Origin of the sequence: Cognatundibacterium squillarum (assembly GCF_014652435.1) — a bacterium.
In the GTDB taxonomy this organism is placed as follows: Bacteria; Pseudomonadota; Gammaproteobacteria; order Burkholderiales; family Burkholderiaceae_D; genus Undibacterium; species Undibacterium squillarum.
In genome coordinates this window covers 18,617-42,325 of record NZ_BMYU01000013.1, presented here as the reverse complement: position 1 = coordinate 42,325, position 23,709 = coordinate 18,617, and the positions used below count along the sequence as shown (strand labels likewise).

At 52.8% G+C, this 23,709-nt stretch carries 16 protein-coding genes; 5 read left to right on the top strand and 11 right to left on the bottom strand.

Features of this window, described 5'->3' with window-relative positions:
• The first annotated feature begins 198 nt into the window (after nucleotides 1-198).
• Together IE092_RS18120 and IE092_RS18915 are read left to right on the top strand one after the other, a co-directional pair.
• Nucleotides 199-3,516, top strand: a complete 3,318-nt coding sequence (locus IE092_RS18120) for a collagenase (RefSeq protein WP_189359023.1) — start codon at nucleotides 199-201, stop codon at nucleotides 3,514-3,516.
• Nucleotides 3,517-4,175: 659 nt separating this feature from the next.
• Nucleotides 4,176-7,286, top strand: a complete 3,111-nt coding sequence (locus tag IE092_RS18915) for a collagenase (protein WP_229793259.1) — start codon at nucleotides 4,176-4,178, stop codon at nucleotides 7,284-7,286.
• A gap of 537 nt (nucleotides 7,287-7,823) precedes the next feature.
• Here the strand turns inward: IE092_RS18915 and IE092_RS18100 are convergent.
• The 3 genes from IE092_RS18100 to IE092_RS18090 all read right to left on the bottom strand — a co-directional run bounded on the left by IE092_RS18100 (nucleotide 7,824) and on the right by IE092_RS18090 (nucleotide 9,660).
• Nucleotides 7,824-8,345: a TlpA disulfide reductase family protein gene (locus IE092_RS18100; RefSeq protein ID WP_189359021.1), complete on the bottom strand. Its 522-nt coding sequence runs from the start codon at nucleotides 8,343-8,345 to the stop codon at nucleotides 7,824-7,826.
• 86 nt (nucleotides 8,346-8,431) lie between these two features.
• Complete coding sequence (locus IE092_RS18095; RefSeq protein ID WP_229793258.1) at nucleotides 8,432-9,205, bottom strand: transporter; 774 nt, start codon at nucleotides 9,203-9,205, stop codon at nucleotides 8,432-8,434.
• Between the two features lie 8 nt (nucleotides 9,206-9,213).
• Nucleotides 9,214-9,660, bottom strand: coding sequence for an Lrp/AsnC family transcriptional regulator (locus tag IE092_RS18090; RefSeq protein ID WP_189359019.1), 447 nt, complete (start codon nucleotides 9,658-9,660; stop codon nucleotides 9,214-9,216).
• Between the two features lie 129 nt (nucleotides 9,661-9,789).
• On the opposite strand from IE092_RS18090, the gene lysA reads away from it, so the two are divergent.
• A complete protein-coding gene (gene lysA / locus IE092_RS18085) occupies nucleotides 9,790-11,037 on the top strand; it encodes a diaminopimelate decarboxylase (protein WP_189359017.1) in 1,248 nt (415 codons plus the stop codon).
• Between the two features lie 107 nt (nucleotides 11,038-11,144).
• Here lysA and IE092_RS18080 read toward each other — a convergent pair whose 3' ends face one another.
• The 3 genes from IE092_RS18080 to IE092_RS18070 form a co-directional block, all read right to left on the bottom strand.
• Nucleotides 11,145-11,867 (bottom strand): substrate-binding periplasmic protein, encoded by a 723-nt coding sequence (locus IE092_RS18080; RefSeq protein WP_189359015.1) that lies wholly within the window; start codon nucleotides 11,865-11,867, stop codon nucleotides 11,145-11,147.
• Between the two features lie 152 nt (nucleotides 11,868-12,019).
• On the bottom strand, nucleotides 12,020-12,883 hold the full coding sequence (locus IE092_RS18075) for an alpha/beta hydrolase (protein ID WP_189359012.1): 864 nt from the start codon (nucleotides 12,881-12,883) through the stop codon (nucleotides 12,020-12,022).
• Between the two features lie 6 nt (nucleotides 12,884-12,889).
• Entirely contained in the window at nucleotides 12,890-13,651 is a 762-nt protein-coding gene (locus tag IE092_RS18070; RefSeq protein WP_189359010.1) for a phytanoyl-CoA dioxygenase family protein, read from the bottom strand.
• Between the two features lie 471 nt (nucleotides 13,652-14,122).
• On the opposite strand from IE092_RS18070, the gene IE092_RS18065 reads away from it, so the two are divergent.
• Nucleotides 14,123-15,184 (top strand): 3-deoxy-7-phosphoheptulonate synthase, encoded by a 1,062-nt coding sequence (locus IE092_RS18065; protein WP_189359008.1) that lies wholly within the window; start codon nucleotides 14,123-14,125, stop codon nucleotides 15,182-15,184.
• A gap of 417 nt (nucleotides 15,185-15,601) precedes the next feature.
• Nucleotides 15,602-16,552 (top strand): DUF2167 domain-containing protein, encoded by a 951-nt coding sequence (locus IE092_RS18060; RefSeq protein ID WP_189359007.1) that lies wholly within the window; start codon nucleotides 15,602-15,604, stop codon nucleotides 16,550-16,552.
• Between the two features lie 417 nt (nucleotides 16,553-16,969).
• On the opposite strand, the gene IE092_RS18055 is transcribed toward IE092_RS18060, so the two are convergent.
• The 5 genes from IE092_RS18055 to IE092_RS18035 all read right to left on the bottom strand — a co-directional run bounded on the left by IE092_RS18055 (nucleotide 16,970) and on the right by IE092_RS18035 (nucleotide 23,633).
• A complete protein-coding gene (locus tag IE092_RS18055) occupies nucleotides 16,970-19,738 on the bottom strand; it encodes a M16 family metallopeptidase (RefSeq protein WP_189359005.1) in 2,769 nt (922 codons plus the stop codon).
• A 244-nt stretch (nucleotides 19,739-19,982) separates the two neighbouring features.
• Complete coding sequence (locus IE092_RS18050) at nucleotides 19,983-21,353, bottom strand: formimidoylglutamate deiminase (RefSeq protein ID WP_189359002.1); 1,371 nt, start codon at nucleotides 21,351-21,353, stop codon at nucleotides 19,983-19,985.
• A gap of 3 nt (nucleotides 21,354-21,356) precedes the next feature.
• Nucleotides 21,357-22,172 (bottom strand): N-formylglutamate deformylase, encoded by an 816-nt coding sequence (gene hutG / locus IE092_RS18045; protein ID WP_189359000.1) that lies wholly within the window; start codon nucleotides 22,170-22,172, stop codon nucleotides 21,357-21,359.
• A 9-nt stretch (nucleotides 22,173-22,181) separates the two neighbouring features.
• Complete coding sequence (locus tag IE092_RS18040; RefSeq protein ID WP_189358998.1) at nucleotides 22,182-22,931, bottom strand: IclR family transcriptional regulator; 750 nt, start codon at nucleotides 22,929-22,931, stop codon at nucleotides 22,182-22,184.
• A gap of 201 nt (nucleotides 22,932-23,132) precedes the next feature.
• Nucleotides 23,133-23,633, bottom strand: a complete 501-nt coding sequence (locus IE092_RS18035) for a hypothetical protein (RefSeq protein WP_189358996.1) — start codon at nucleotides 23,631-23,633, stop codon at nucleotides 23,133-23,135.
• Between the last annotated feature and the right edge of the window lie 76 nt (nucleotides 23,634-23,709).

Genomic DNA, 23,709 nt, shown 5'->3' with positions numbered 1-23,709 from the left:
CAGTGATCATTAAATAAATTACAACTCATTACAAACACAAAAAATTCATACCAAAAACATCACTAATATATTTAGGCCATTCGCGAAATACCCGGCTCTTGTTTTCAGGGTCGACAGCGATTTGCATTTTTTCATAACTAAATATTGATTAGTGAGACAATTTTGAATCCTACGAAAAGCTTCTTCCCTGAAACGCGCATGCTCAGCATTTCTCTTGCTGTGGCATCCGCATTCGCCGCCTGCAGCACTTCCGCTTTTGCCGGTGAACATCACGCAGTTGAAAAAAACAGTATCCGCAAATCGTCTTCAGCGGAATCAATGATTTTCGGTCAGCACCACCAGCATCACAAACTGAGTCCGGCGGAGCGTCTTCCTAAGCAGGCACCTTCTTCCGTGACTGCTAAATTCGATTACAGCAAAAGTCAGGCGCGCACACTGATGCGTCCTTCCGCTATCGCGAAAGCCACGTCTGCAACCACAGATAAAAAAGCGATGGCCGCTGCCTGTAATGTCAGTGAATTTGCAGCAGCATCGGGATCTGCACTGGTCAGCCTGATCAAAAGCTCGGATATTAACTGTATCAATGATTTATTCAGCGTTTCCGGCAGTCAGGCGAATGCGATCTTCAAAGAAAGCCAGATGGTAACGGTCGCGAATGCTTTCCGTAATGCAGCATCCTCATACAACGGCACCAACAGCAGCAATATTGCGCAAATGGTGCTGTTCCTGCGTGCTGGTTACTATGTGCAGTTCTACGATAAAGCCGTTGGCAATTACGGCGCGAATCTGGTCAGCGCCATTCAGGGTGCACTGGATGCCTTTGTTAACAATGCGAATTTCGGCACGATTAACGATGCGCACGGCGAGATTCTGTCCGAAGTGGTTACACTGGTAGACAGCTCCAATCAGAATGCCCGTTATCTGAACAGTGTCGTGAAACGTATGCTGACACTGAACAACAGCTTCATGAATTCATGGTGGATGCGCAGCGCGGTTAACAATGCATTCACCGTGTTATTCCGCGGCCACCAGAATGACGACTTTAAACAACTGGTGCAATCGGATACATCGATCATCGACACCTTGTATAACTTCATGAATACCAACTGGAGTGTCCTCGGTACCGACAATGATTTCCTGGTCTCCAATGCCGCGCGGGAACTCGGACGTTTCCTGCAATACACCGATGGCAGCGCGATCAAAAATCTGGCAAAAGGCCGCGTCAAGGCGATGGTGGACCGCAGTAATGTCGGCGATAAAACCGCGTCCGTCTGGGTCGGTCTGGGCGAGATGATCGAGTTCTACGACAAGAAAAACTGCAGCTACTACAACATGTGCGATTACCAGACCAAGCTGGACACCGTGGTTCTGCCGATCAAACACAGTTGCTCACCGACCCTGCGTCTGCGCGCACAGGCACTGACACAAGCACAACTGGAAGAAGCCTGCCGTATCGTCGGTGGTGAAGAAGGTTATTTCCACCAGCAAGTGCAATCGGGCAACGTACCGGTGGCAAAAGACAATAATAAACAGCTGGAAATGGTGATCTTCAAGAGCAGCAAAGATTACGGCACCTATGCAGGATCGCTGTTCGGCATTGATACCAACAACGGCGGTATGTATCTGGAAGGTGATCCGTCGGATGTGAATAATCAGGCGCGCTTTATCGCCTATCAGGCAGAGTGGATGTTGCCGAAATTTGAAATCTGGAATCTGACGCACGAATACATCCACTATCTGGACGGGCGCTTCAATATGTTCGGTGATTTCAATGATGCGATCTCCGTGCCGAAAACCATCTGGTGGATTGAAGGTTTCGCTGAGTACATGTCCTACTCTTACCGCAAACTCGACTACGCTGATGCGAAAAAAGAAGCCGGATTAAAATCTTTCCGTCTGAGTGAAGTTTTCGCCAATGACTATAACTCCGGTCAGACCCGCGTCTACAACTGGGGCTATCTGGCTGCACGCTATATGTTTGAGAAACAGCGCGGCCGGGTCAGCAGTATTCTTGGTCAGCTGCGCTCCGGCGATTACAAAGGCTTCAACAGCTACATGAACAGCATCGGCACTTCGCTGGACAGCGATTTCTCGAACTGGCTGCCATGTGTCAATAACCCTTCATTGCCGCAATGCCCGGTTGTCGATAATAGCAACCTGCCGCCGAAAGCCGCTTTCGATGCCAAAGTGAATGGCCTGAGTGTTCAGTTCGCCGATAAATCCACCGATGCTGATGGCACCGTAAAATCGCGTCAGTGGAATTTCGGTGACAACACACCGGTATCCACGGAAACCAGTCCGCTGAAATCGTACACAAAAGACGGTACGTACAAAGTGGTACTGACAGTGACAGATGATAAGAATGCGACCAGCAATATCAGTCAGGATGTCACGGTCAAATCGACCACCGCGAATAAACCGCCGGTTGCTGACTTCAGCTTTGCTGCAGACGGCCTGAAAGTAACATTCACCGATAAATCCAGCGATCCGGACGGCAGTATTAAATCCCGCAGCTGGAGCTTTGGCGACGGAAGCAATTCCACCGATGCCAATCCGGTCAAAACCTTTGCGAAAGAAGGCACTTACACCGTGACCGTGAAAGTGACTGACAACGCAGACGCGACCACCAGCATCAGCAAAACCGTCACAGTAACGCAGGCAGCCAACAAAGCACCGGTCGCCGACTTTGGCGGCGCAGTCAGCGGGCTGACCGTCAAATTCACGGATAAATCCAGCGACGCTGACGGTAAAGTGGTTACGCGTAAATGGGACTTCGGTGACAACACCAGTTCTGCCGAAATCAATCCGAGCAAAACATACAGCGCAGCAGGCACTTATAAAGTGACCCTGACAGTGACTGACGACAAAGGTGCAAGCACCACCAGTGCCGCACAATCGTTTAAAGTCAGCAAGGATAACGGCGGTAATCAGGCACCGGTTGCCGGTTTCAGCAGCAGTGCGAATGGTTTGATTGCAGTATTTACCGACACTTCCAGCGATGCGGACGGCAAGATTGTTTCACGCGTCTGGGACTTCGGTGACAACACCAGCTCGACAGCAGTCAATCCGGCCAAGAAATATGCGAAAGCCGGCGTGTACACCGTGAAGCTGACCGTGACTGACGATGGCGGTGCAACTTCCGTCATTACAAAATCCGTCACGGTAACCGATCAGGGCGGCACGACCGACTTGCCGGAATGTGCAGGCGCGGCAGAACAGCTGGGCAAGAACTGTGCACGCAGCAACCTCAGCGCGAAAAAAGGTGAGTTTGTGTACATGTATCTGTATGTCCCGGCTGGCACACCGAAACTGGTGATCACCAAGTCCGGCGGCAAAGGAACGGCCGACCTGCTGATCAGTACCAATGGTACATGGCCGACATCCGACAATCTGCCGCAGAAAAATCTGGCAGCATCGTCTTCTGTCACCATCAACAACCCGCCTGAAGGCTATGTGTTTGTCAGCCTGTATGGCAGCAGTAAATTCTCCGGCGTGAAAGTATCGACGCAATACTGATCTGATGCAGCACTGATCATCACGCACAGTTTGTCCGTCGCAATCAGCGGCGGACAATATAAGCAGGCAGCCCTTGTACAAAACACAGCGGCTGCCTGTTTTTTCTTCATATCTACTCCACACTGCGCGGCACAGCCGCAACCAGCCACGTCATCCCGCCCGCCCCGATCCTGACAAGCACGTCGCGTGATCGCTGCTGAAGCATAAAAACCTGCCCGAAAACCCCTCAAATGCGGACTTTCGCACAGCTCTGTGGCGGTCGTCGGCAGAAAGTCTGGCTTTCCGGAAATTGCTAATGCGGAGTTCTGCACAATGACAACAGTCTTTACTTCATCCGGCCAGATAAAAAATTCGTTTACCTGAAAACGACGGCAATCAATGTCCCGATTTTTCGGCCAATACGCTGCCATGACGAACTATTGCAAAGATCACATCAAATGATTTCCACTCAGAAACGTTGTTTCAGATTGTTTCAATTTATTCACTATGAATCCCATAGCGCTTAGTTACATTCCGTAACAAGCAATGAAAATATACTAAAAAAATATTTTTAATATACAAATGTGCAAGCAAGACATCCGGACAGATGTACTGCCTGACACATTTACTTATCAATAAACATAATCAACTGAAGCCTGTTCAATTTCAGGGAGACAATTTTGAACATCAAAAATTTTTCTGAAGCCCGTCTGCTCACCATGTCAGCCGCGGTATTTTCTGTATTCAGCTTGTGTGGTACCGATGCCTTCGCGCATGAAACACACAGCAAAGATATGCTGAAAATCTACAAATCTGACTCTGCAGAAAACATGACTTTCGGGTCGCATATTCAGCACAAAAAACTCAGTCCGGCTGAGCGTCTACCGGTTCAGTCCAGCCCATCAACAAATGAGAAATTCGACTACAACAATAAACAGGCTGCCAGTCTTTTCCGTCCGTCTGCGCTGAAAGCAAATCAGTCGAAGGCAGAAAAAGCTGCTGCAGCCAAAGGATTGAATACAGCTGCTGCGGCCGGATGTGACGCTGCCGCATTTGCGGCCGCCAGTGGCAGTGCACTGGTCAGCCAGATCACCTCATCAGCGACCACTTGTATTAATAGTTTATTTAATGTGAAGGGTGCGCAGGCTGCATCGATTTTCAATGAGAGTCAGATGGTGACGGTCGCGAATGCCTTCCGCAATGCAGCTGCATCTTACGATGGCACCAATACTTCCAGCATTCTGCAACTGGTTCTGTTTCTGCGTGCCGGTTACTACGTGCAATACTCGGAAACCGCCGTTGGCACGTATGGTGCCAATCTGCGCTCTGCTGTTCAGTCAGCAATGGACGCTTATATCGCCAATGCAAATTTCGGACTGATTAACGATGTCCACGGCGAAGTGCTGAGTGAATTTGTCACGCTGGTCGACAGCGCCGGTCTGAATGCGCGTTATTTAAACAGTGTGGTAAAACGCATGCTGACACTGAACAGCAGTTTCCTGAACTATCGCTGGATGCGTACCGCAGTCAATAATTCCCTCACTGTCCTGTTCCGTGGCCACTACAACAATGACTTCAAGACTTTAGTTCAGTCTGACACCTCCATCATTGACACCCTGTACAACTTCATGAATACCAACTGGAGCGTACTGGGCACTGATAACAGTTATCTGGTATCGAATACCGGACGGGAAATGGCACGTTTCCTCCAGTATCCGGATGGCTCTGCACTGAAAAATCTGACCAAAACCCGCGTCAAAACCATGTTAGACCGCACCACCAACAGCGGTATCACAACACCGGTCTGGCTCGGTCTGGGTGAAATGATCGATTACTACGATAAAGCGAATTGCAGTTACTACAACCTCTGCGATTTCCAGAGCAAAATGGATGCCGCGATTCTGCCGATCAAATACAACTGCTCACCAACCCTGCGACTGCGGGCACAGGCGCTGACGCAGACGCAGTTACAGGAAGCATGTAATATTGTTGCTGGTGAAGAGTCTTATTTCCACAAGGTCGTTAAATCTAACAATACACCGGTAGCCAATGACCAGAACACTCAGCTGGAAATGGTGATTTACAAAGACCGCGACAGCTACCAGAGTTATGCCGGTTCGATGTTCGGTATCAGAACAGATAATAATGGTGGTATGTATCTGGAAGGCGATCCGGCAGATCCGAATAATCAGCCACGCTTTATTGCATATCAGGCAACCTGGATGCTGCCGAAATTTGAAATCTGGAATCTGACGCATGAATACATCCACTATCTGGATGGGCGCTTCAATCTGTATGGCGATTTCAACGCTGCCACGTCGGTACCGAAAACGATCTGGTGGATAGAAGGTTTCGCAGAGTATATGTCTTACTCTTACCGCAAACTGGATTATGCGGATGCGAAAAAACAGGCAGATCTGAAAACCTACCGTCTGAGTGAAATTTTCGCCAATGTGTATAGCCCCGACTCGACGCGTATCTACAACTGGGGTTATCTGGCAGCACGCTATATGTTTGAAAAACAGCGTGACAAAGTTTCGTCTATGCTCGGTTATTTCCGTCCCGGAAATTTCAGTAGCTACAGCAGTTATATGAACAGCATCGGTACGTCTTTAGATGCGGACTTCGCTAACTGGCTGCCATGCGTGAACAATCCGGCTCTGCCGCAATGCGGTGGCACGCCACCAGTCAACAATCCACCGGTGACTGCTTTCTCTGCCAGCGCCAGCGGACTGACAGCGAACTTCAGCAACGCATCTACCGACAGTGATGGCTCGATTACCTCGTATCTGTGGGACTTTGGTGACGGCACGACGTCTACCGCTGTTAATCCGTCCAAAACCTATACCAAAGCCGGTACGTACACGGTCACACTGAAAGTAACCGATAACGCCGGTGCAGTTGCCAGCGTCACAAAATCGCTGAGTGTCAGTACTGATCAGACCAACAAACCACCGGTTGCTGCATTCAACAGCACAGCCAGCGGCCTGACAGTGAACTTCACTGATGCGTCCACCGATGCAGACGGCAGCATCGCATCCCGCAGCTGGAACTTTGGCGATGGCACAACGTCCGCCGCAGCAAACCCGAGCAAAACCTACGCTGCAGCAGGTACGTATACGGTGACACTGACAGTCACAGACAATGCAGGTGCAGCCACCACGGTCAGCAAAACTGTGACGGTGAAAAACGATACCGCCAACAAGCCACCGGTTGCTGCATTCAGCATGACGTCGAACGGGCTGACATACAAATTCACCGATGCGTCTACAGATGCCGATGGCACAATCGCTTCACGTCTGTGGAATTTCGGTGACGGTACGACCTCTGCCGAAGTGAATCCGAGCAAAACCTACGCGGCAGCAGGAACCTACACCGTGACACTGACAGTGAAAGACAATGCCGGTGCATCTGCAACTGTGTCTAAATCCGTGGCTGTCACTTCCGGTGGCGGCAGCCTGCCAGAGTGTTCCGGCAGCGCTGAAGCACTGGGCAAGAACTGCACCCGCAGCAATCTGAGTGCCACAGCCGGTAACTATGTCTACATGTACATCAACGTACCTGCAGGCACACCGAAGCTGACCATCACGACATCCGGCGGTACTGGCAATGCAGATCTGTATGTCAGCACACTGGGCACCTGGGCAACCCGTGATTACTACAACTACGGTTCCTACAAAACCGGCAATGCTGAATCGGTTGTGATCAACAATCCGCCAGCTGGTTATGTATTCGTCAGTCTGTACGCCACCAGCGGATTCTCCGGCGTGAAAGTCACAACGCAATACTGATCGGCGTCAGCGCTGCTGTCGGCCAGTGCTGATGGCGGCGCTTGCAAGGATAGATCCTGCAGCCCGGCTGTATGACGCAGGGCTGATTCAACCGCGCTACGGCGCGGTTTTTATTTGCCAGCTTCGCTCAGCACGGATGTCACGTAATCACCATCGCACTTCCCACACTCAAGCAGCTGCGTCACTGTCGCCTCCGTCCTGCCCGAAATCGCCTGAAGTCGCCTGAAAATGCCCGAAATGCGGACTTTCGCACAGCTCTGTGGCGGTCGTCGGCAGAAAGTCTGGCTTTCCGGAAATTGCTAATGCGGGGTTCTGCATAAGCCGCTCTGCGAAGTGCAGGCGATCCGGCGACGGCAGCTATGTTTCCGGCGCGTTTTTGCTGGGTTTTCTGAGCCGACACCAGTGCAGGAAAAACGGCGATCGCGTCCATGTGTTCAACGGCCGGCAAGTTCAGCAAGGCAAGCAGGAAGCGACGTTTGAAAAACAAAACGGAGCCGTACAAGCTCCGTTCGTTCATTTTGTAAGGATGCTCTGCGATCAGGCTTTCAGCGCGGTTTCCAGAATTTTATGCAACTCTTCCATCGATGGCTGCCCCATATAGCGCTTGAGGATTTTGCCTTTTTTGTCGATCACGAAAGTGGTGGGTGTCATGCGCACACCGTCGAAGGCTTTGGCCAGTCCGCCATCCACATCCAGCGCGACCTGAAACGGTAACTGGCGGGTTTCGGTGAAATTCAGTACATAGTTCGGCGGATCGTACTGCATTGCCACCGCAATAAATTCCAGACCTTTATCATGGTATTTCTGATAGGTGCGCACCATGTCCGGCATTTCCGCGACGCAGGTGGAGCAGGAGGTGGCCCAGAAATTCACCATCACAACCTTGCCACGCAATTGTTCGCTGCTGATTTTCTGACCCTGCAGATTGGTGAAACTGACTGGTGGCATCACCGGTTGCGCATTACGTGCAACATTCAGTGCCCACAGCAAGGCACCGGCTGCGAGCGCAATAAACACGATAAACAAGCGAAAATGACGGGCATTCAGAGACTTCAGCATGATCCATAATCCTGACAATGTGGCAAGCGCATTGTACCCGTGTTACGGAAAACTGTGCTGTGCTTCGCCGGCCGGCGTGATGCAGCTCAGAACAATTTCCCCAGCGGTATCACGATACCGGTAAATACGCTCCAGTCCGGACTGCCAGCCGCCAGACCGCGGGTGAAGCCGATATCCAGCGTCATTTTCGGAGTCGGGCTGTACGACAACGCCATCAGCAACTGATGCTGGCTGGCGGTGCCGCGCCGGTAGGCGGTGCTGAGTTCAGCGGTCAGATCGGTTTTCTCCATCACAGTCCATGATGCCGCCGCGGACAAGCCGGTTTGCCATGCCGAACTGCCCGGTTCTGCGAAGCCGAGACGGCTGGTATTCAGATTGATATCCAGCGCGCGGCTGCCATCGTCGTAACTCCAGATACCGTTCAGCACAACATCGGTTTTGCCGCTGCCCAGTCCGAATTTTGCGGTAGGGAGTTTATTGCCGAATTCCAGACCCAGCGCGCGTTTGTCATCCAGCGCATACGCATATTTCAGTGTAATGCTGGTATCGCCGATGCCGCGTTGCGTACTGCCATCATCATTCTGCTGACGAATATGCGCGTCGCCACCAAGCAGCACGCCCCAGCGCGGGTTGAATGCCAGTTTCAGCAGATACGGCAGACTGTCGCGGTACAAGCCTTCGCTGCGGCTGCGCGTGAAACCGGTTTCCAGTTCCAGCTGTCCGGTTTGCGGTAAAAATGCGGTATTCGATACCGAAGGCCGGTAAGGCGTGACACCATCGTCTTTTTCTTCGTCTGCATAAGAAACCAGACTGATACAACTCAGCAGACAGAATGCTAAGACATGGGCAGTTGGTTTCATCAAAACTCCTAAACGGAAGGCGGTGTAATCACTTTGCCGTTCACATGCGTGGTCAGCACAATCGCGGTCGATGTCGAGCCAAACGCATTCAGCTGATTGATCAGGCGCTGCAAATGTTCCACATCCGTTGCCAGCACTTTCATCACACAACCATCTTCGCCGGTCACGGTGTAGCAATCAATAATTTCCGGACTTTGCGTCACGTATTGCGTGTACGGTCTGCCCTGCTGCGTCGAAATCCGGATCATCGCCGTCATCTGATAGCCGAAGGCTTTCGGATCGACTTCTGCACGGTAACCGCGAATCACGCCACTGGATTCCAGCCTGCGTATGCGCTCTGACACGGCGGGCTGACTCAGATGCACCTGCCGCCCGATTTCCGCATGTGACATACGGGCATCTTGCTGCAATAAAGACAAAATTTTCTGATCAAACTGATCGATTTTGGAATTCATAAGCAAATCACCGTTTTTCCCGATGAGTACACATTATCAGAGCCTGATCACTTATGAAATCCTATTCAAGCATCGGGTGCAAATTGTTAGAGTAGCGTACAACACTTGCTTCGAATTTCAAGGAAAACCATGAAAGCCCGCCTCTCCGCCAGCCAGCTGGCCAGCCTTGCCGATCAGTATCAGACACCGTACTGGGTATATGACGCGAGCGTGATCCGCGCACAGATTGCACGCCTGCGTGCGTTTGATGTGATTCGCTTCGCGCAGAAAGCCTGCAGCAATATTCACATTCTGCAATTAATGCGCGAAGAAGGCGTACTGGTCGATTCCGTGTCGCTGGGCGAAGTGGAGCGTGCGCTGGCAGCGGGTTTTGATCCGCTGGCATCAGCAGATCATGCACCGATTGTGTTCACCGCCGACGTGCTGGATCAGGCAGCGATACAGCGCGTGACAGAACTGAATATTCCGGTTAACTGCGGCAGCCCGCAAATGCTGGAACAACTCGGCAAAGCCAGACCCGGCCATCCGGTGTGGCTGCGTATTAACCCCGGTTTTGGTCATGGCCACAGCCGTAAAACCAATACCGGTGGTGAGCAAAGCAAACACGGCATCTGGCACAGTCATCTGGATCAGGCACTGGCAATTATTGATCAGTATGGCTTGCAACTGCAGGGCCTGCATATGCACATAGGTTCCGGCGTGGATTACAGCCATTTGCAAACCGTGGGTGATGCGATGGTGGCACAAGTTAAATCGCTGGGACGAGATCTGAAAGCGATTTCCGTCGGTGGCGGTTTGTCGATTCCTTACCGCGATGGTGAAGCGGAAGTCGATACCGATCACTATTTTACGGTCTGGCAGGCAGCCCGCCGTGAAATCGAAGCGCATCTTGGTCATGCGGTCAGTATGGAAATTGAACCGGGCCGTTTTCTGGTGGCCGAATCCGGTTTGCTGGTGGCGGAATTGCGTGCGCAAAAGCAGGCGGGCAATAATTTCTTCGCGCTGGTGGATGCAGGCTTTAATGATCTGGCGCGTCCGGCGATGTACGGCAGTTATCATCGCATCAGCGTCTGCACCCGCGACGGGCAGGAACGCACAGGCGCATTGCAACCAACCGTGGTGGCTGGTCCGCTGTGCGAATCCGGCGACGTCTTCACGCAGGAAGACGGCGGCGTGGTGACGACACAAAATCTGCCGGCAGCAGAAATCGGTGATCTACTGGTGTTCCACGATGCCGGTGCTTACGGTGCCAGCATGTCTTCAAATTACAATTCGCGGCCGCTGCTGCCGGAAATTCTGGTAGAGCAGGATCAGGTAAAACTGATACGCCGTCGCCAGACAATACAGGAATTGATCGCCCTGGAAACCGGCATCTGATTTTTAATTATCAATATTTTTATTGATATTTTGAAATACCGATCAGCATTCCATGCGTAATTAAAAAAGCACGCTGAAAAGCGTGCTTTTTTGTATCCGGCGATAACTCATTTCCCCGGCGGCTCATCCAGAATGCCGGCTTTGCGGGCACGCATTAAGCCGTGATTAATCTGATCAATAATGCCCTGATCTTTATCAGCGCGAATCGCAAAATGCAGGGTATCGGCCATCAGTGGTTCCGGCGACGCGACCAGTTTGACATCATCCAGTCCACCGGCATCAACGGGCTGCTGATCACGTATCGCCTGCAAACGACGCTCGATCCACACAGGATTTGCAACCGGACTAGCAAACAGTGCCGCATCCATCCTTTTAAATAACAACTTATAAATTCTTGATAAAGGCTGGGGATGATCATTTTCCAGCTTAAATACTTTATCACGCATCATTTCGAATTCGTCGCTGAACTGGACGCCGCGTGGCACACCAATCACCTTGCCTTTTAAGTCCTGCAAATTCTTGGCCGGAAACTGGGCATCTGCGCGGGTCACCACAAAGATATACCGCATCACAACGGGTTGTGAGTAATGCAGGGTTTTCTCACGCTCTTTGTTTTTACTGATGCCGAAAATCAAGCCCTCTCCCTGCTCAAGCATCTTTAACGCACGTGGCCAGGGCACGCACACCCGTTTCAACTGAATTTGTTCAGCTAAGCTGATGAAATCCAGCAAATTACTGGTCTTATCTGAGGGCATCGGACCTGCACAGCGACCGTTAGGCATTTCTTGCGTGAAAACCTGATATTCCAGTGCTGCTGTCGGAAATGCCATACAAAGCAAGCTTATAAAGGCCAAAAACCGCACAAAGGGTATAGCTTGCAAATTTCGCAAAAACGCAGCACGCATAGGAATCAGATGCAAAAAGAATGCACTGATTCTGTCACAGAGTGTGCGTAAATCGGCTGAATGACGGATATCTGCGCTTATTTCGTGCAGCTTTGCAGGAATTGTCGTAGCTTTTCTGCGACGCTGCGCCCGTGCGTACCGAATCCTATGTGTCCGGTATCGGGCAAAGCATAGAGCTCTGCGCGCCCGCCGGCTTGCTGATAGCGTGCGGCGTAGCGTTGTGATTGCAGAAGTGGTACGGTCTGATCTTGCTCGCCGTGTATCAGTAACAGCGCAGGCAGCCTCGCGTTTTGCGACGCTGCAGCGCGTCTTTGTTCCAGCTGCCATTGCGGACTGGCTTGCCGGTACAAGGATGCAGCCTGCGGGTACGCTGCACCTGTCAGCGCTTTCAGCATCACACGCGGTGACATTAAGTCCTGCCTGTCCGGATCAGCGCTTTGCCACCAGGCGGGCAAATCCAGCGGCGCGCCGTGCAATGCTGCGCAACGCAAGGGAGCGTTCTTTTGCGCTTCCCACTGACCGGGCGTGGTTTGCGACAAGGCCAGCAAGTGCGCTCCCGCAGAAATTCCGATACCGGCCATGCGTTTGCTATCGCCACCGTATTGCTCCGCATGTTGCTGCAACCAGCCCAGCACGCACTTCATATCTTCAATCTGCGCCGGAAAGCGTGCAGCCGGTGCCAGCCGGTATTCGGCGGCCGCTGCAACATAACCTTGCTGACTCAGCCATTGCAGCAATTCCGGATAATCCTGACGGCTGCCGCCTATCCATCCACCACCGTGCACAACCAGCACAACCGGTGCCGGCTGCTGCGCACGCTGCGCCGGTGGCAGAATGTCCAGCGATAAGCCCTGACACAACGGCACGGTTTGCAATGCTGCGCCAGCCACCTTATGCAGCAGGGTGAAACTCAGCAGGCAGATAAGTCGTGCAGGCAGCATACAGATTCAGTTCAGGGTCAGCGGAATATCCGGCAGGCGGGCAGAACGACTGCCCGGCACTGGCGGGTTATCTGCGGCATGATACGTGAACACCAGCGAGAATTTCGTTTGCTGTGTCTGGTTATTTCCTGCGGCGTGAAATAACTGGCTGTGGAACAACAGCACATCACCCTGCTGCAACGGCACGGCCACGGCCTGTTTCAGTAAATCCTGATTGTCCGGATGATCTTTTTTCAGAAACTGCAAATCATCGAGCTGACCTTCATGCAGCGTCAGTTTGTGTGTTCCCGGTATCACCCAGAGACAACCGTTTTCCACTGTTTCGTTGCCTAAAGCAAGCCATGCAGAGACCAGATCCGCGCGCGCAAACTGCCAGTAACGGCTGTCGCGGTGCCAGCCGGTGGCGGTGGAATACTGCGGCTGCTTGGTCATCATGCAATTGTGATGCGCCTGCGACAATGCCGCGCCTTCACCGAGCAGACTGATCAGCGGTGCTGCCAGCTGCGGCCCTGTCGCCCACTGCGCCAGTTGCGGACTGCGCGCATACGCTTGCAGCAAACGTCGTGCTGTCATGCCACCTTCCGCATCACGCGATGCCGGTGCGCCCGGGTAGCGGGTATCGGCTTCATATTCGATCTCGCCGCTGTGGGCCGCCAGCGCCGCTTGTGCATCTGCAATAAGCTGCCGGCAAAATGTCTGGTCTGCCAGACCCGGCAGCACCAGATAGCCATGCTCACGGAAGAATGCGATCTGTGTAGGGTTCAACATCTGCAGTTCCTGCAAAAAACTGGTATTGTTCCACAGGCAAAGCGAAACAGGGAAAACAGATCAGCGGATTTTGTGCCGCAGCAGTTGCCTCTGAACCGCCGCGTAAACAACGGTTTTACAACAAAGCTGTGACCGCTTTCTGCTGCCGGGTTGTGGATTACACAGCTTTTTGCGCCGCATCAGGAATTCGGGCAATAATGTGGATTAGAACCGTAAGCTGTGACTACCCGCCACAGACTGAACGGCCACTCTGCCAGTAAGGGCCAGCCCCTCGCTCCACCCTGCGCAGCCCGGAACCCGGGTCAGGCAGCACAGAAGCCATTATCCATGGCTGACACGGCAAACATGCTCTGATGAACCGCAGAAGTCACAGACTTCATTTCATCCGTATCCCGCGCTGACTGCGAACACGGGTCACGGCTGATATGCAGTCCGGACTGACTGCATTTATTTTTAAAGATTGTATTTAACATGACACAAATTCTGGAAAACATTAACGTCAGTGCGTTCGACAATATGCCGACGCCTGAAGAACTGCACGCCAAACTGCCGCTCAGCGAAACTGCCGGCAGCGTAGTAGAACAAAGCCGCAATACACTGCGTGCCATTCTGGAACGCAAAGATCCGCGTCTGTTTGTCGTGGTCGGCCCTTGCTCGATTCATGATCCGGTTGCCGGTCTGGATTACGCCCGCCGTCTGAAAGCCCTGCAGGCAGAACTGGAAGATGTGATGGTGCTGGTCATGCGCGTGTATTTTGAAAAACCACGCACCACCACCGGCTGGAAAGGCTTCATCAATGATCCTTATATGGATGATTCTTTCCGCGTGGATGAAGGCATGGAAAAAGCACGTCAGTTCCTGCTGGATGTCTGTGAACTCGGTCTGCCAACGGCAACGGAAGCGCTGGACCCGATTTCCCCGCAATACCTGGGCGACCTGATTGCATGGACAGCGATTGGCGCACGTACTACCGAATCCCAGACCCACCGCGAAATGTCGTCCGGTTTATCCACGCCGGTTGGCTTTAAAAACGGTACTGACGGTGACATCGGCATCGCGATCAATGCGATTCTGTCGGCATCACATCCGCATTCTTTCCTCGGTTTAAATGCGCAAGGCCGTGTGTCCATCGTCCGCACCAGCGGTAATCCGCATGGCCACGTGGTGTTGCGCGGCGGTGGTGACCGTCCGAATTACGACACGGTTTCCGTGGCGATGGCGCAGCAGGCGCTGGTGAAAGCCAAACTGCCGCCGAATATCGTGATCGATTGCTCGCACGCGAACAGCTACAAAAAACCGGAGCTGCAGCCGCTGGTGATGGCGGATGTGGTCAATCAGATCGCGAACGGTAATCAGAACATTGTCGGCGTCATGATTGAATCCAATCTGGCAGCCGGTAATCAGTCGATTCCGGCGGATCTGAGCCAGCTGAAATACGGTTGCTCAGTCACGGATGCCTGCGTGGACTGGGAAACGACCGTCACCATGCTGCGCTACGCCGCAGAACGTCTGCGCAGTGCGAAAAAAGCCTGAACTTTTTCAGTGCAACATTCACCTGATAAAGAAACAACAATTTATCTTAAAAAGATTGCAAATATTATGCAATCTGCACAAAGATGGTGTACGAACTCATTACATCAATACCCGCGAGATGCGTTTGACTCATAGCGCAGGCTGGCAAGGCGGACAAGGCAGTGAATAGCGGTGCTATTCACAACGCGTCCAACGCTGTCCAGCGTGCGCTATGAGGCAAACCCTCCGGGAACGGAGGTGCCGGGCGCATTGCTTTGTTGCGTCGCTTGCACAGGCACCAGCCTGTGCTGCGCAACGACGCCGCGCACTGCATCCCGGCACCCCGCGTTCGCACTCGTGGCTATTGATGAAATGAGTTCCTATAAATTGTTGACATGACGCCGGCAATGTACCGGCGTCTTTTTTTCAGGGAAAACCATGTCTTATCTGCGTATTTTCAGCATTTCCGCGCTGCTCAGCGCCAGCCTTTCTGCACCGGCAACAGCACAACAGTCTTCCGCACCGGCAGATCCGCGCGCAGCAGCGCTGCAAGCTGCTTACGATGCTGCGTCGAAAGTCAAAACCGAAGGCCCTGCCGTCATTCATATGAATGATCAGGCCGATCTGAAATTACCCGCCAATCAGATTTATATTCCGATGCCGGAAGCCGGCCGCATTATGCAGGCCATGGGTAATCACAATGACCCGACCACACTGGGTTTGATTTTCCCGCGCGAAGGCCAGTGGATGGCGGTCGCCAAATGGGAAAAATCCGGTTACATCAAAGACGATGATGCGAAAAACTGGAATGCCGACGATTTGCTGAAAAGCCTGAAAGAAGGCACGGAAGAACAAAATAAAGAACGCGAAAAAATGGGTATTCCGGCGATTATGGTGGATCGCTGGGCCGAAGCACCGCATTACGACGCAGCCAGCCATCGTCTGGTCTGGTCTGTTCTTGCGAAATTAAAACAGGGGGAAGATCCTGATCCGGGCGTCAACTACAACACCTATGCACTGGGACGCGAAGGCTATATCAGCGTGAATATGATTACTTCCGCCAGCCAGATCGGCGCAGATAAAGCCTACGCGCAAACTTTGCTGAATAATCTGGAGTTTAACGAAGGCAAGCGCTACGCTGACTTTAATCCGGCGACAGACAAAGTGGCGGAATACGGACTGGCTGCGCTGATTGCCGGTGTCGCCGCGAAAAAACTCGGCTTCTTCGCAATCATCGCCGCCTTCCTCGCCAAATTTGCCAAACTGGCGATTGCCGGTGTGATTGGTCTGGGCATGGCTGTACGTAAATTCTTCAGCAAGAAAGAGGAAGATGCACCGGTCGCCGTGCCGGAAGATCACAACAACGACCAGCCAAAAACCGGTACCTGATTCCGACGCTGACATCGCTGCCGCAGGCGGCGATGTCGTAACAGCGTGTGAGTTTGCATCTCACACCTTCCGTCAGCACATCCTTCCCTGAAAACCACTTCCTCCCGATTAAGCCAGAGATCGTCTGATGCCGCCTGAAATGGCCTGATATCGCCTGAATTGGCTTATTTGCGGATTCCAGCACAGCAATGCGGCGGTCGTCGGCAGAAAGTGCGGGGCTCCGCAAACCCAACATGCGGACCTCTGCATAACGAACGCTGCTCAGGCCCCTTATTTACCGTTTCACACGACAAAAACAAACCGCCCGGCGGATGGCTCCGGCGGGCGGTTTGGGCTGGTATCAGAAGATACCTTTTGCTGCGTGCCTCAGGTTTTCAGGCAGACTGACTGCCACCTGAAAACAAAAACATCAGCAGATTACTTCGGTGCAGCCGCTTTTTTCGCAGCACCGGCGAAATCACCGGCGTACACATGGGACAGCAGTTCAGGCTTGATCATGCTGCGGATCACAGCATTCACCTGATCCAGTGTTACTGCCTGCAGCTTACCGTCACGCTCTTCGTGCCATTTCATGGTACGACCCAGATTCGCATTGCTGCGCAGGTAGTTAGCCAGAACTTTGTCCTGTGCACGAATCACTTTGGTTTCCTGCTGGATCGCTTTTTTCGCTTCATCCAGTTCTTCCGCAGTGATACCGTCTTTCACAAAGCGCTCCAGCTCTTCTTTCACGCCGGTTTTCAGCTTGTCCAGATTTTGCGGTGCAAACATTGCGTACACCAGTAAGCGCGATGCCGGATCTTGCGAGTTAACTGCCAGCTGGCTGCCTGCGCCGTAGCTGATACCGTCTTTCTGACGCAGACGGTTAAACAGACGGGATTTAATGCCTTCACCCAGGATCTGGTTCGCTACTTTCAGTGCCGGTACTTCGGCAGTATTGTCGCTGATCGCCAGTGGCAGCACTGCCAGGTACATTGCATTCGCTTTATCCGGTGTTTCAAAAGTTTCGTTGCTGGCTTTTGCCTGTGCTTTCAGCAGCGGAACGCGCTGATACGCTTGTTTCGCTTTCCAGTCGCCGAAGGCTTTGTTCAGCGCTTCTTTCACCTGTGCGTTATCGAAGTCACCAACGATGGAGAATTCTGCATTATCTGCACCGAGGAATTGCTGGTAGAAGTTTTTCGCATCTTCCAGTTTAGCCACGCTGTACAGTTTCAGCGATTCTTCCAGCGAGTAATCGTAACGGATATCGCCCGGTTGATAACCGGTATTGCTCAGGCGTTTCAGTGCATTCATCGCAACGGCTTGCGGCTCGTTACGCTGCGCTTCAATCGCTGCCAGATTTTCTTTTTGCAGTGTGTCGAATTCAGCTTGCGGGAAAGTCGGACGACGCAGCACATCGGACATCAGTTCGATCAGTTGCGGCAGATTTGCACGCACGGTCTCAAACGAAATATTCACATTCTGACCGCTGTGGGAAACACTGAGTTTGGCTTTCAGTTCTTCCAGACGGCTGGCGATCTCGGAACGGCTGTATTTGCCCGCACCGCGCATCAGCATATCAATCGCGACATCCATATTCACGGACTGATTCATCAGACTTTGCTCAGTACCCAGATGCAGAGTCACTGCGCCGCTGACGGTTTCGCCACGGTTTTTCTTACTCAGCAGGCTGACTTTTGCGCCGTTTGCCAGTTTGGTGTTTTCAGTACGCTTGTCGATGTTAGCAGTGCTGGTATCGAAGGTTTCACCGGCAGCAACAGCCGCACGGCCTTTGTAGCCTTCCACCAGTTTAGCCACGTCCGGTGTATCCGGAATTTCAGCGCGTTCAGGTTTTGCCACCGGAATGTACTGACCAAAGCTGCGGTTATCTTCTTTAAAGTAATTCAGCGCAACGCGTTGTACGTCGTCCAGTTTCAGGGCTTCGATACGGTCACGTTCGATGAAGAACATACGCCAGTCGCCCAGCGCGATCGATTCAGACATCGCAACGCACAGTTTTTGCGGATCATTGATGGTTTTTTCAATATCGTTCAGCAGCGAGGTTTTTGCCAGTTTCAGTTCTTCTTCAGTCACTGGTTGTTTCGCAAAACCTTCCACCGTTTCGATCAGCACTTTTTTAGCCTGATCCATACTCTGATCTTTGCTCAGCACGGCCAGATACATGGCATAGCCCGGCTCAGCCAGATTGAACGGCATTTCGCCAACGCCCACTGCCATTTTGCTGTCGACCAGTTTTTTATGCAGACGGCCGTTCGGTGCATTACCGATCACATGGCTGACCGCCGCAATCGCCGCTGCATCCGGATGGCTGCCTGCGGAAGTCGGGTACAGCACCGCTGCCATTTGCTGGTCAGTCACGCGGCGTACAGTCACTTCACGTACGCCGTCACGCGGTGCTTCGCGGGTCCAGGTTTTTTCCAGCTGGCGAGTCGGTTTTGCCAGTTTGCCGAAATTCTTTTCGATCAGTTCCAGCGTTTTCTTCACATCGAACTTACCTGCCACCATCAGCACAGCATTATCCGGCTGATAGTATTTGCGATAGAACGCTTGCAGGTTCTCGATCTTCACACCTTCCACGTCGGCTTTCGCGCCGATGGTGTTGTGGCCGTAGTTATGCCAGTCAAATGTGACGGCGGCCAGCTGTTTCCACAGTACGCGGAAAGCATTGTTTTCACCGATTTCCATTTCGTTACGCACAACGGAAAACTCGGTATCCAGATCGCTGCGGGCGATACGGGAATTGACCATACGGTCCGCTTCCATTTCCAGCGCCCATTGCAGATTGTCGTCAGAAGCCGGGAAAGTTTCGTAATAGTTGGTACGGTCGTAGAAAGTAGTACCGTTGAACTGCATACCGCGTTTGCTCAGTTCCTGCATGATGTTGCCGCGCGCTTTGGTGCCTTTAAACACCATGTGCTCCAGCAAGTGAGCCATACCGGTTTCACCGTAGCTTTCGTGGCGGGAACCGACGAGATAGGTGATGTTGACTGTGGTAGTCGGCTTGGATGCATCCGGTGCCAGCAGCACGCGCAAACCATTCGCCAGACGGTATTCAGTGATCCCTTCCACGGAAGTTGCGGCAGTCGCCGCTGCAGCTGCAGACGCTTTTGGCGCAGCAGCCAGAGCCGGCATTGCAGAAACGGCGCTGAATGCCAGCGCAAGTGCAAAGCAAACGGGTTTCAATTTCATGGTGTATCCAGTTCTTTCTGTAAAAATTTTGAAGTCTGCAGCGTGTTTGCTGCACACCACACCGGGATTGCGGCGTCAGGCAATATAGCAAAAAAAGTAACTTCATACATTTTTTCGCTGTTATGACACAAAAAAACAGCCTGTGATGCAACATCACAGGCTGTGAGACCATTAAACAATCGTTTAGTTTCAGCACGCACCGGTAATCAGGAATGCAGATTACCGCATAAGCCCTCCGGTAGCTTCAGGCAGTGCGTAAGGCGCGCATACAATCACGGTAATTGCGCTGAATCAACTCCTGACGGACATGGCGACCCTCTGATACCACTTTGTGTCCGCCGGCATACACATCGCGCACCAGATTATCATTACCTGCCAGCAACCAGGTATTCAGCACTTGCTGCACCGGCAAATCGGCCAGATTCGGATGTTCTGTATCCAGCACTACGATATCCGCCTGATAACCGGGCTGTAACTGGCCGGTGCGGCGGCCACTGGCTTGTGCGCCACCGGCCAGCGCCTGTTGCCACAGGAAATCGCCGACCCGCTTCTGCTCGGCACTGTGCGCAATATTGCGGCCCTGCAACCGCAGACGCTGCCCGTATTCCAGCCAGCGCAACTCTTCCACCGGACTTTGCGAGACATGACTGTCGCTACCAACACCGAAGCGTCCGCCCTGTGCCAGATATTCCGGCAGCGGGAAGAAACCATCGCCCAGATTACCTTCCGTGGTGGTGCAAATACCGGCAACCGCACCGGACTGCGCAATCGCCGTCACTTCTGATGCATCCAGATGCGTTGCATGGACCAGACACCAGCGACTATCAATCGCCAGATCACCGGTCAGCAAAGCCACCGGACGCTTGCCGTGAGCGGCGATACAGGCATCCACTTCGCGCATCTGTTCCGCAATATGAATATGCACCGGCCGATCCGCCGGCATGGCTGCCAGCACACGGCCTATCTGCGCAGTGGTGGTGGCACGCAACGAATGCGGTGCCACGCCGACTTCGACTTGCGCGGAGCGGAAACGCTCCAGCCGGGTAATCAGCTCCAGAATGCTGTCTTCGTCGGTACGGAAGCGGCGCTGATCCTCGCGCAAAGGCTGCTCCAGAAAATCGGCATAACTGTACAGCACCGGCAGCATCGTGATCGCGATACCGGCGCTGTCCGCCGCCGCCAGCAAGCGTTCCGACATTTCCGCCGGATTGTTATACCAGTCACCGGAAGGTGCACGATGTAAATAGTGGAATTCACATACACCGGTATAGCCGTGACGCAGGCACTCCATATACAGTTGCGCAGCAATGGCTTCCAGCTGGTCCGGACGCAATTGCAGCGCATAGCGGTACATCAGTTCCCGCCAGGTCCAGAAACTGTCTTTGCTGTCGCCCGCTACTTCGGTCAGCCCTGCCATCGCGCGCTGAAATGCATGCGAATGCAGATTGGTAATACCCGGCAGCACCAGTTCGGCACTGGCTTCACCGGCTTGTTGCACCACACCGGTTTCCAGCTGCGTCAGCGTGCCGTTTGCATCCCAGTGCAAACGTACGCTCTCCGTCCAGCCCTGCAGCAGATAAGCCTGCTTTGCGTATAAAGTATTTTTTTCAGACATAGCTCAGCCTTTCTGTTGCGCCTGCGCCCAGTTCACACAAGCCTGCAACAACTCCTGCAATAAGGGTTGTACCTGCGCAGCTTTTTCCGGCAGATAAGCAAACGGCGCGGCTTCGTTCATATACACGCATTGCGCCATTTCCAGTTGTATCGCATGAATATTCTGCTGCGGCAGACCATACTGACGGGTGATATAACCACCTTTGAAGCGGCCGTTAAACACATGCGAATATGGCTGTGCGTGCACCGAAGTTTGCAGCACGCCGGACAGCGCTGCGGATAATCCGGCATCGCAGGATTTTCCGTCTGCCGTACCAAAATTCAGATCCGGCAGTTTGCCTTCAAAAAAGCGTGGCACAACGGAGGCAATCGAATGGGCGTCCCATAGCACCACAGTGCCGAACTGCTGTTTTAAACGTTGCAATTCGCTTTGCAGTTGCTGATGATACGGTTGCCAGTAAGTGTTGATACGACTATCAATTTCCTGCGCGTCCGGCTGTTTGCCTTCTGCATACAGGGCTTGCTTATGAAAGGTATCAACCGGACACAAACCTGTTGTATCTTGTCCCGGATACAGATTCGCATTATCCGGTGCGCGGTTTAAATCAATCACATAGCGCGATTGCTGCGCGACCAGCAGCGATGCACCCAGCGCTTCTGCCATGTTGTACAGCGACGGCAAATGCCAGTCGGTATCTGCCAGCACCGTCGCTTCCGGCAATAATTGCTGCTGCACTTCAGCGGCAATCTGTGTACCGACATGCGGCATGGAAATCAGTAAAGGCACCGTTCCGGCGCGGAAAGTAAACACTTCGGACATGATGTTTCCTTATCGGTGAAGTAAGCGCTGCCGTATGCGGTCAGCGGCGAGACAAGTCTGTTGTATCCATTCTGTGATGTGCTTACCGGCGCGCTGCGAAGGCGCCATCAGCGACACCGTCGCAATCAGTTGCGCACGTGGCAGCAGCACAGGCGCACTGACGCCCCAGACACCCTGATCCACTTCATGTTCGCTGACGGCATAACCGCGTTCGCGGATTTGCTGTAAACCGTTCATGAATGACGCAACGCTGTCATCTGCTGCAAGACTGCCGCTTTCAGCCAGCGCCTCTGCCAGCAAAGGCTGCACCAGCGCTTCCGGCAAATGTGCCAGCAAGGCTTTGGCCGATGCGCCGCGCACCGTGGATCGTGCCACGCCCTTCACAAAGCTGCAGCGCAGCGCATGCTGACTTTCAACCAGATCCAGACACACAATATGCCCGTGCAGATAACACAGCAGACCGGCACTTTCACCGGTACGCGCAGACAAGGCTTCCAGCTCCGGCCGCGCTGCCTGCATTAACCACGAATGCTGATCAAAGCCATGCGCCAGCTGCACCGACATCGGCCCCGGTTCATACAGGCCGGTGCGTGCATGTTCCTGCACCCAGTCCCATTTTTTTAACACCTGCAAATGGCGGTAAGCCGTACTCAGCGGCAATTCCAGCGCTTCCGCCATCGCCCTGGCAGACATGGGCTCCGCAGCGCGTGCCAGTAAGGCCAGCAATTGCAAAGCTCGTTCGGTAGGAGAATCTGACATCACACATCACATAAAGACCACAAGTCAGCACATGCTAGTCAAGCCGCTGTCAGGCAACAAGCTTATTTTCCCGAAATTCGGTAATTGACAAGGATTTTTCCCGAATTTTTCAACGCAGCCGGGCGATGTACATACAGCAGTAAGGCAATAAAAAAGCAGGCCTGCGCCTGCTTTTCTGAGTGCGTACCGGCAAAAAGAAAATCAGCGTTTGCGCTGCTTACCCCACAAATCGCAATAGGTTGTGACGTTTTCAAAATTATCGCTGCTGCCATCGCTTTCGATGATTTTGATAAAGCCGTTCGGCTTTTGCGGTGTCGGGGTTGCGCCGCAATTGGTGTGTACCCAGTGGATGCCTTTGCTGCCATCGTCGTACAGCTGACCGCACAGCGCGAGCTTGTCGCCGGTGCGGATTTGCGCCAGCGATTCCGGCACTTGCTTACTGTTTTTTTCGTAGCCCTGAGCGAACACATTATCAATCGCCACATCGTAAATATCGTTGCTGCCATCCGGCTTCACTTTCAGATGGGTGTGCGACAGTTCAACGCCTTTCAGAAATTTGCCGGATGTGAATTTCGGGCCTTTTATCACGGTGGCGGTCATATAACTGCCTTTGCCGAGATCGCACTGGGCTTTATTGTCGTCAGCGTGCGCCATAGTGGCGGATAACAGCCAGCCTGCCAGCAGCATCAGTGCTTTTTGCATGTTTATTTCTCCTGATCATGATTCCGGGCACAGGATTGCCGGAACTAGTTGTACAAATAGCAGTCCATTGTAGTGC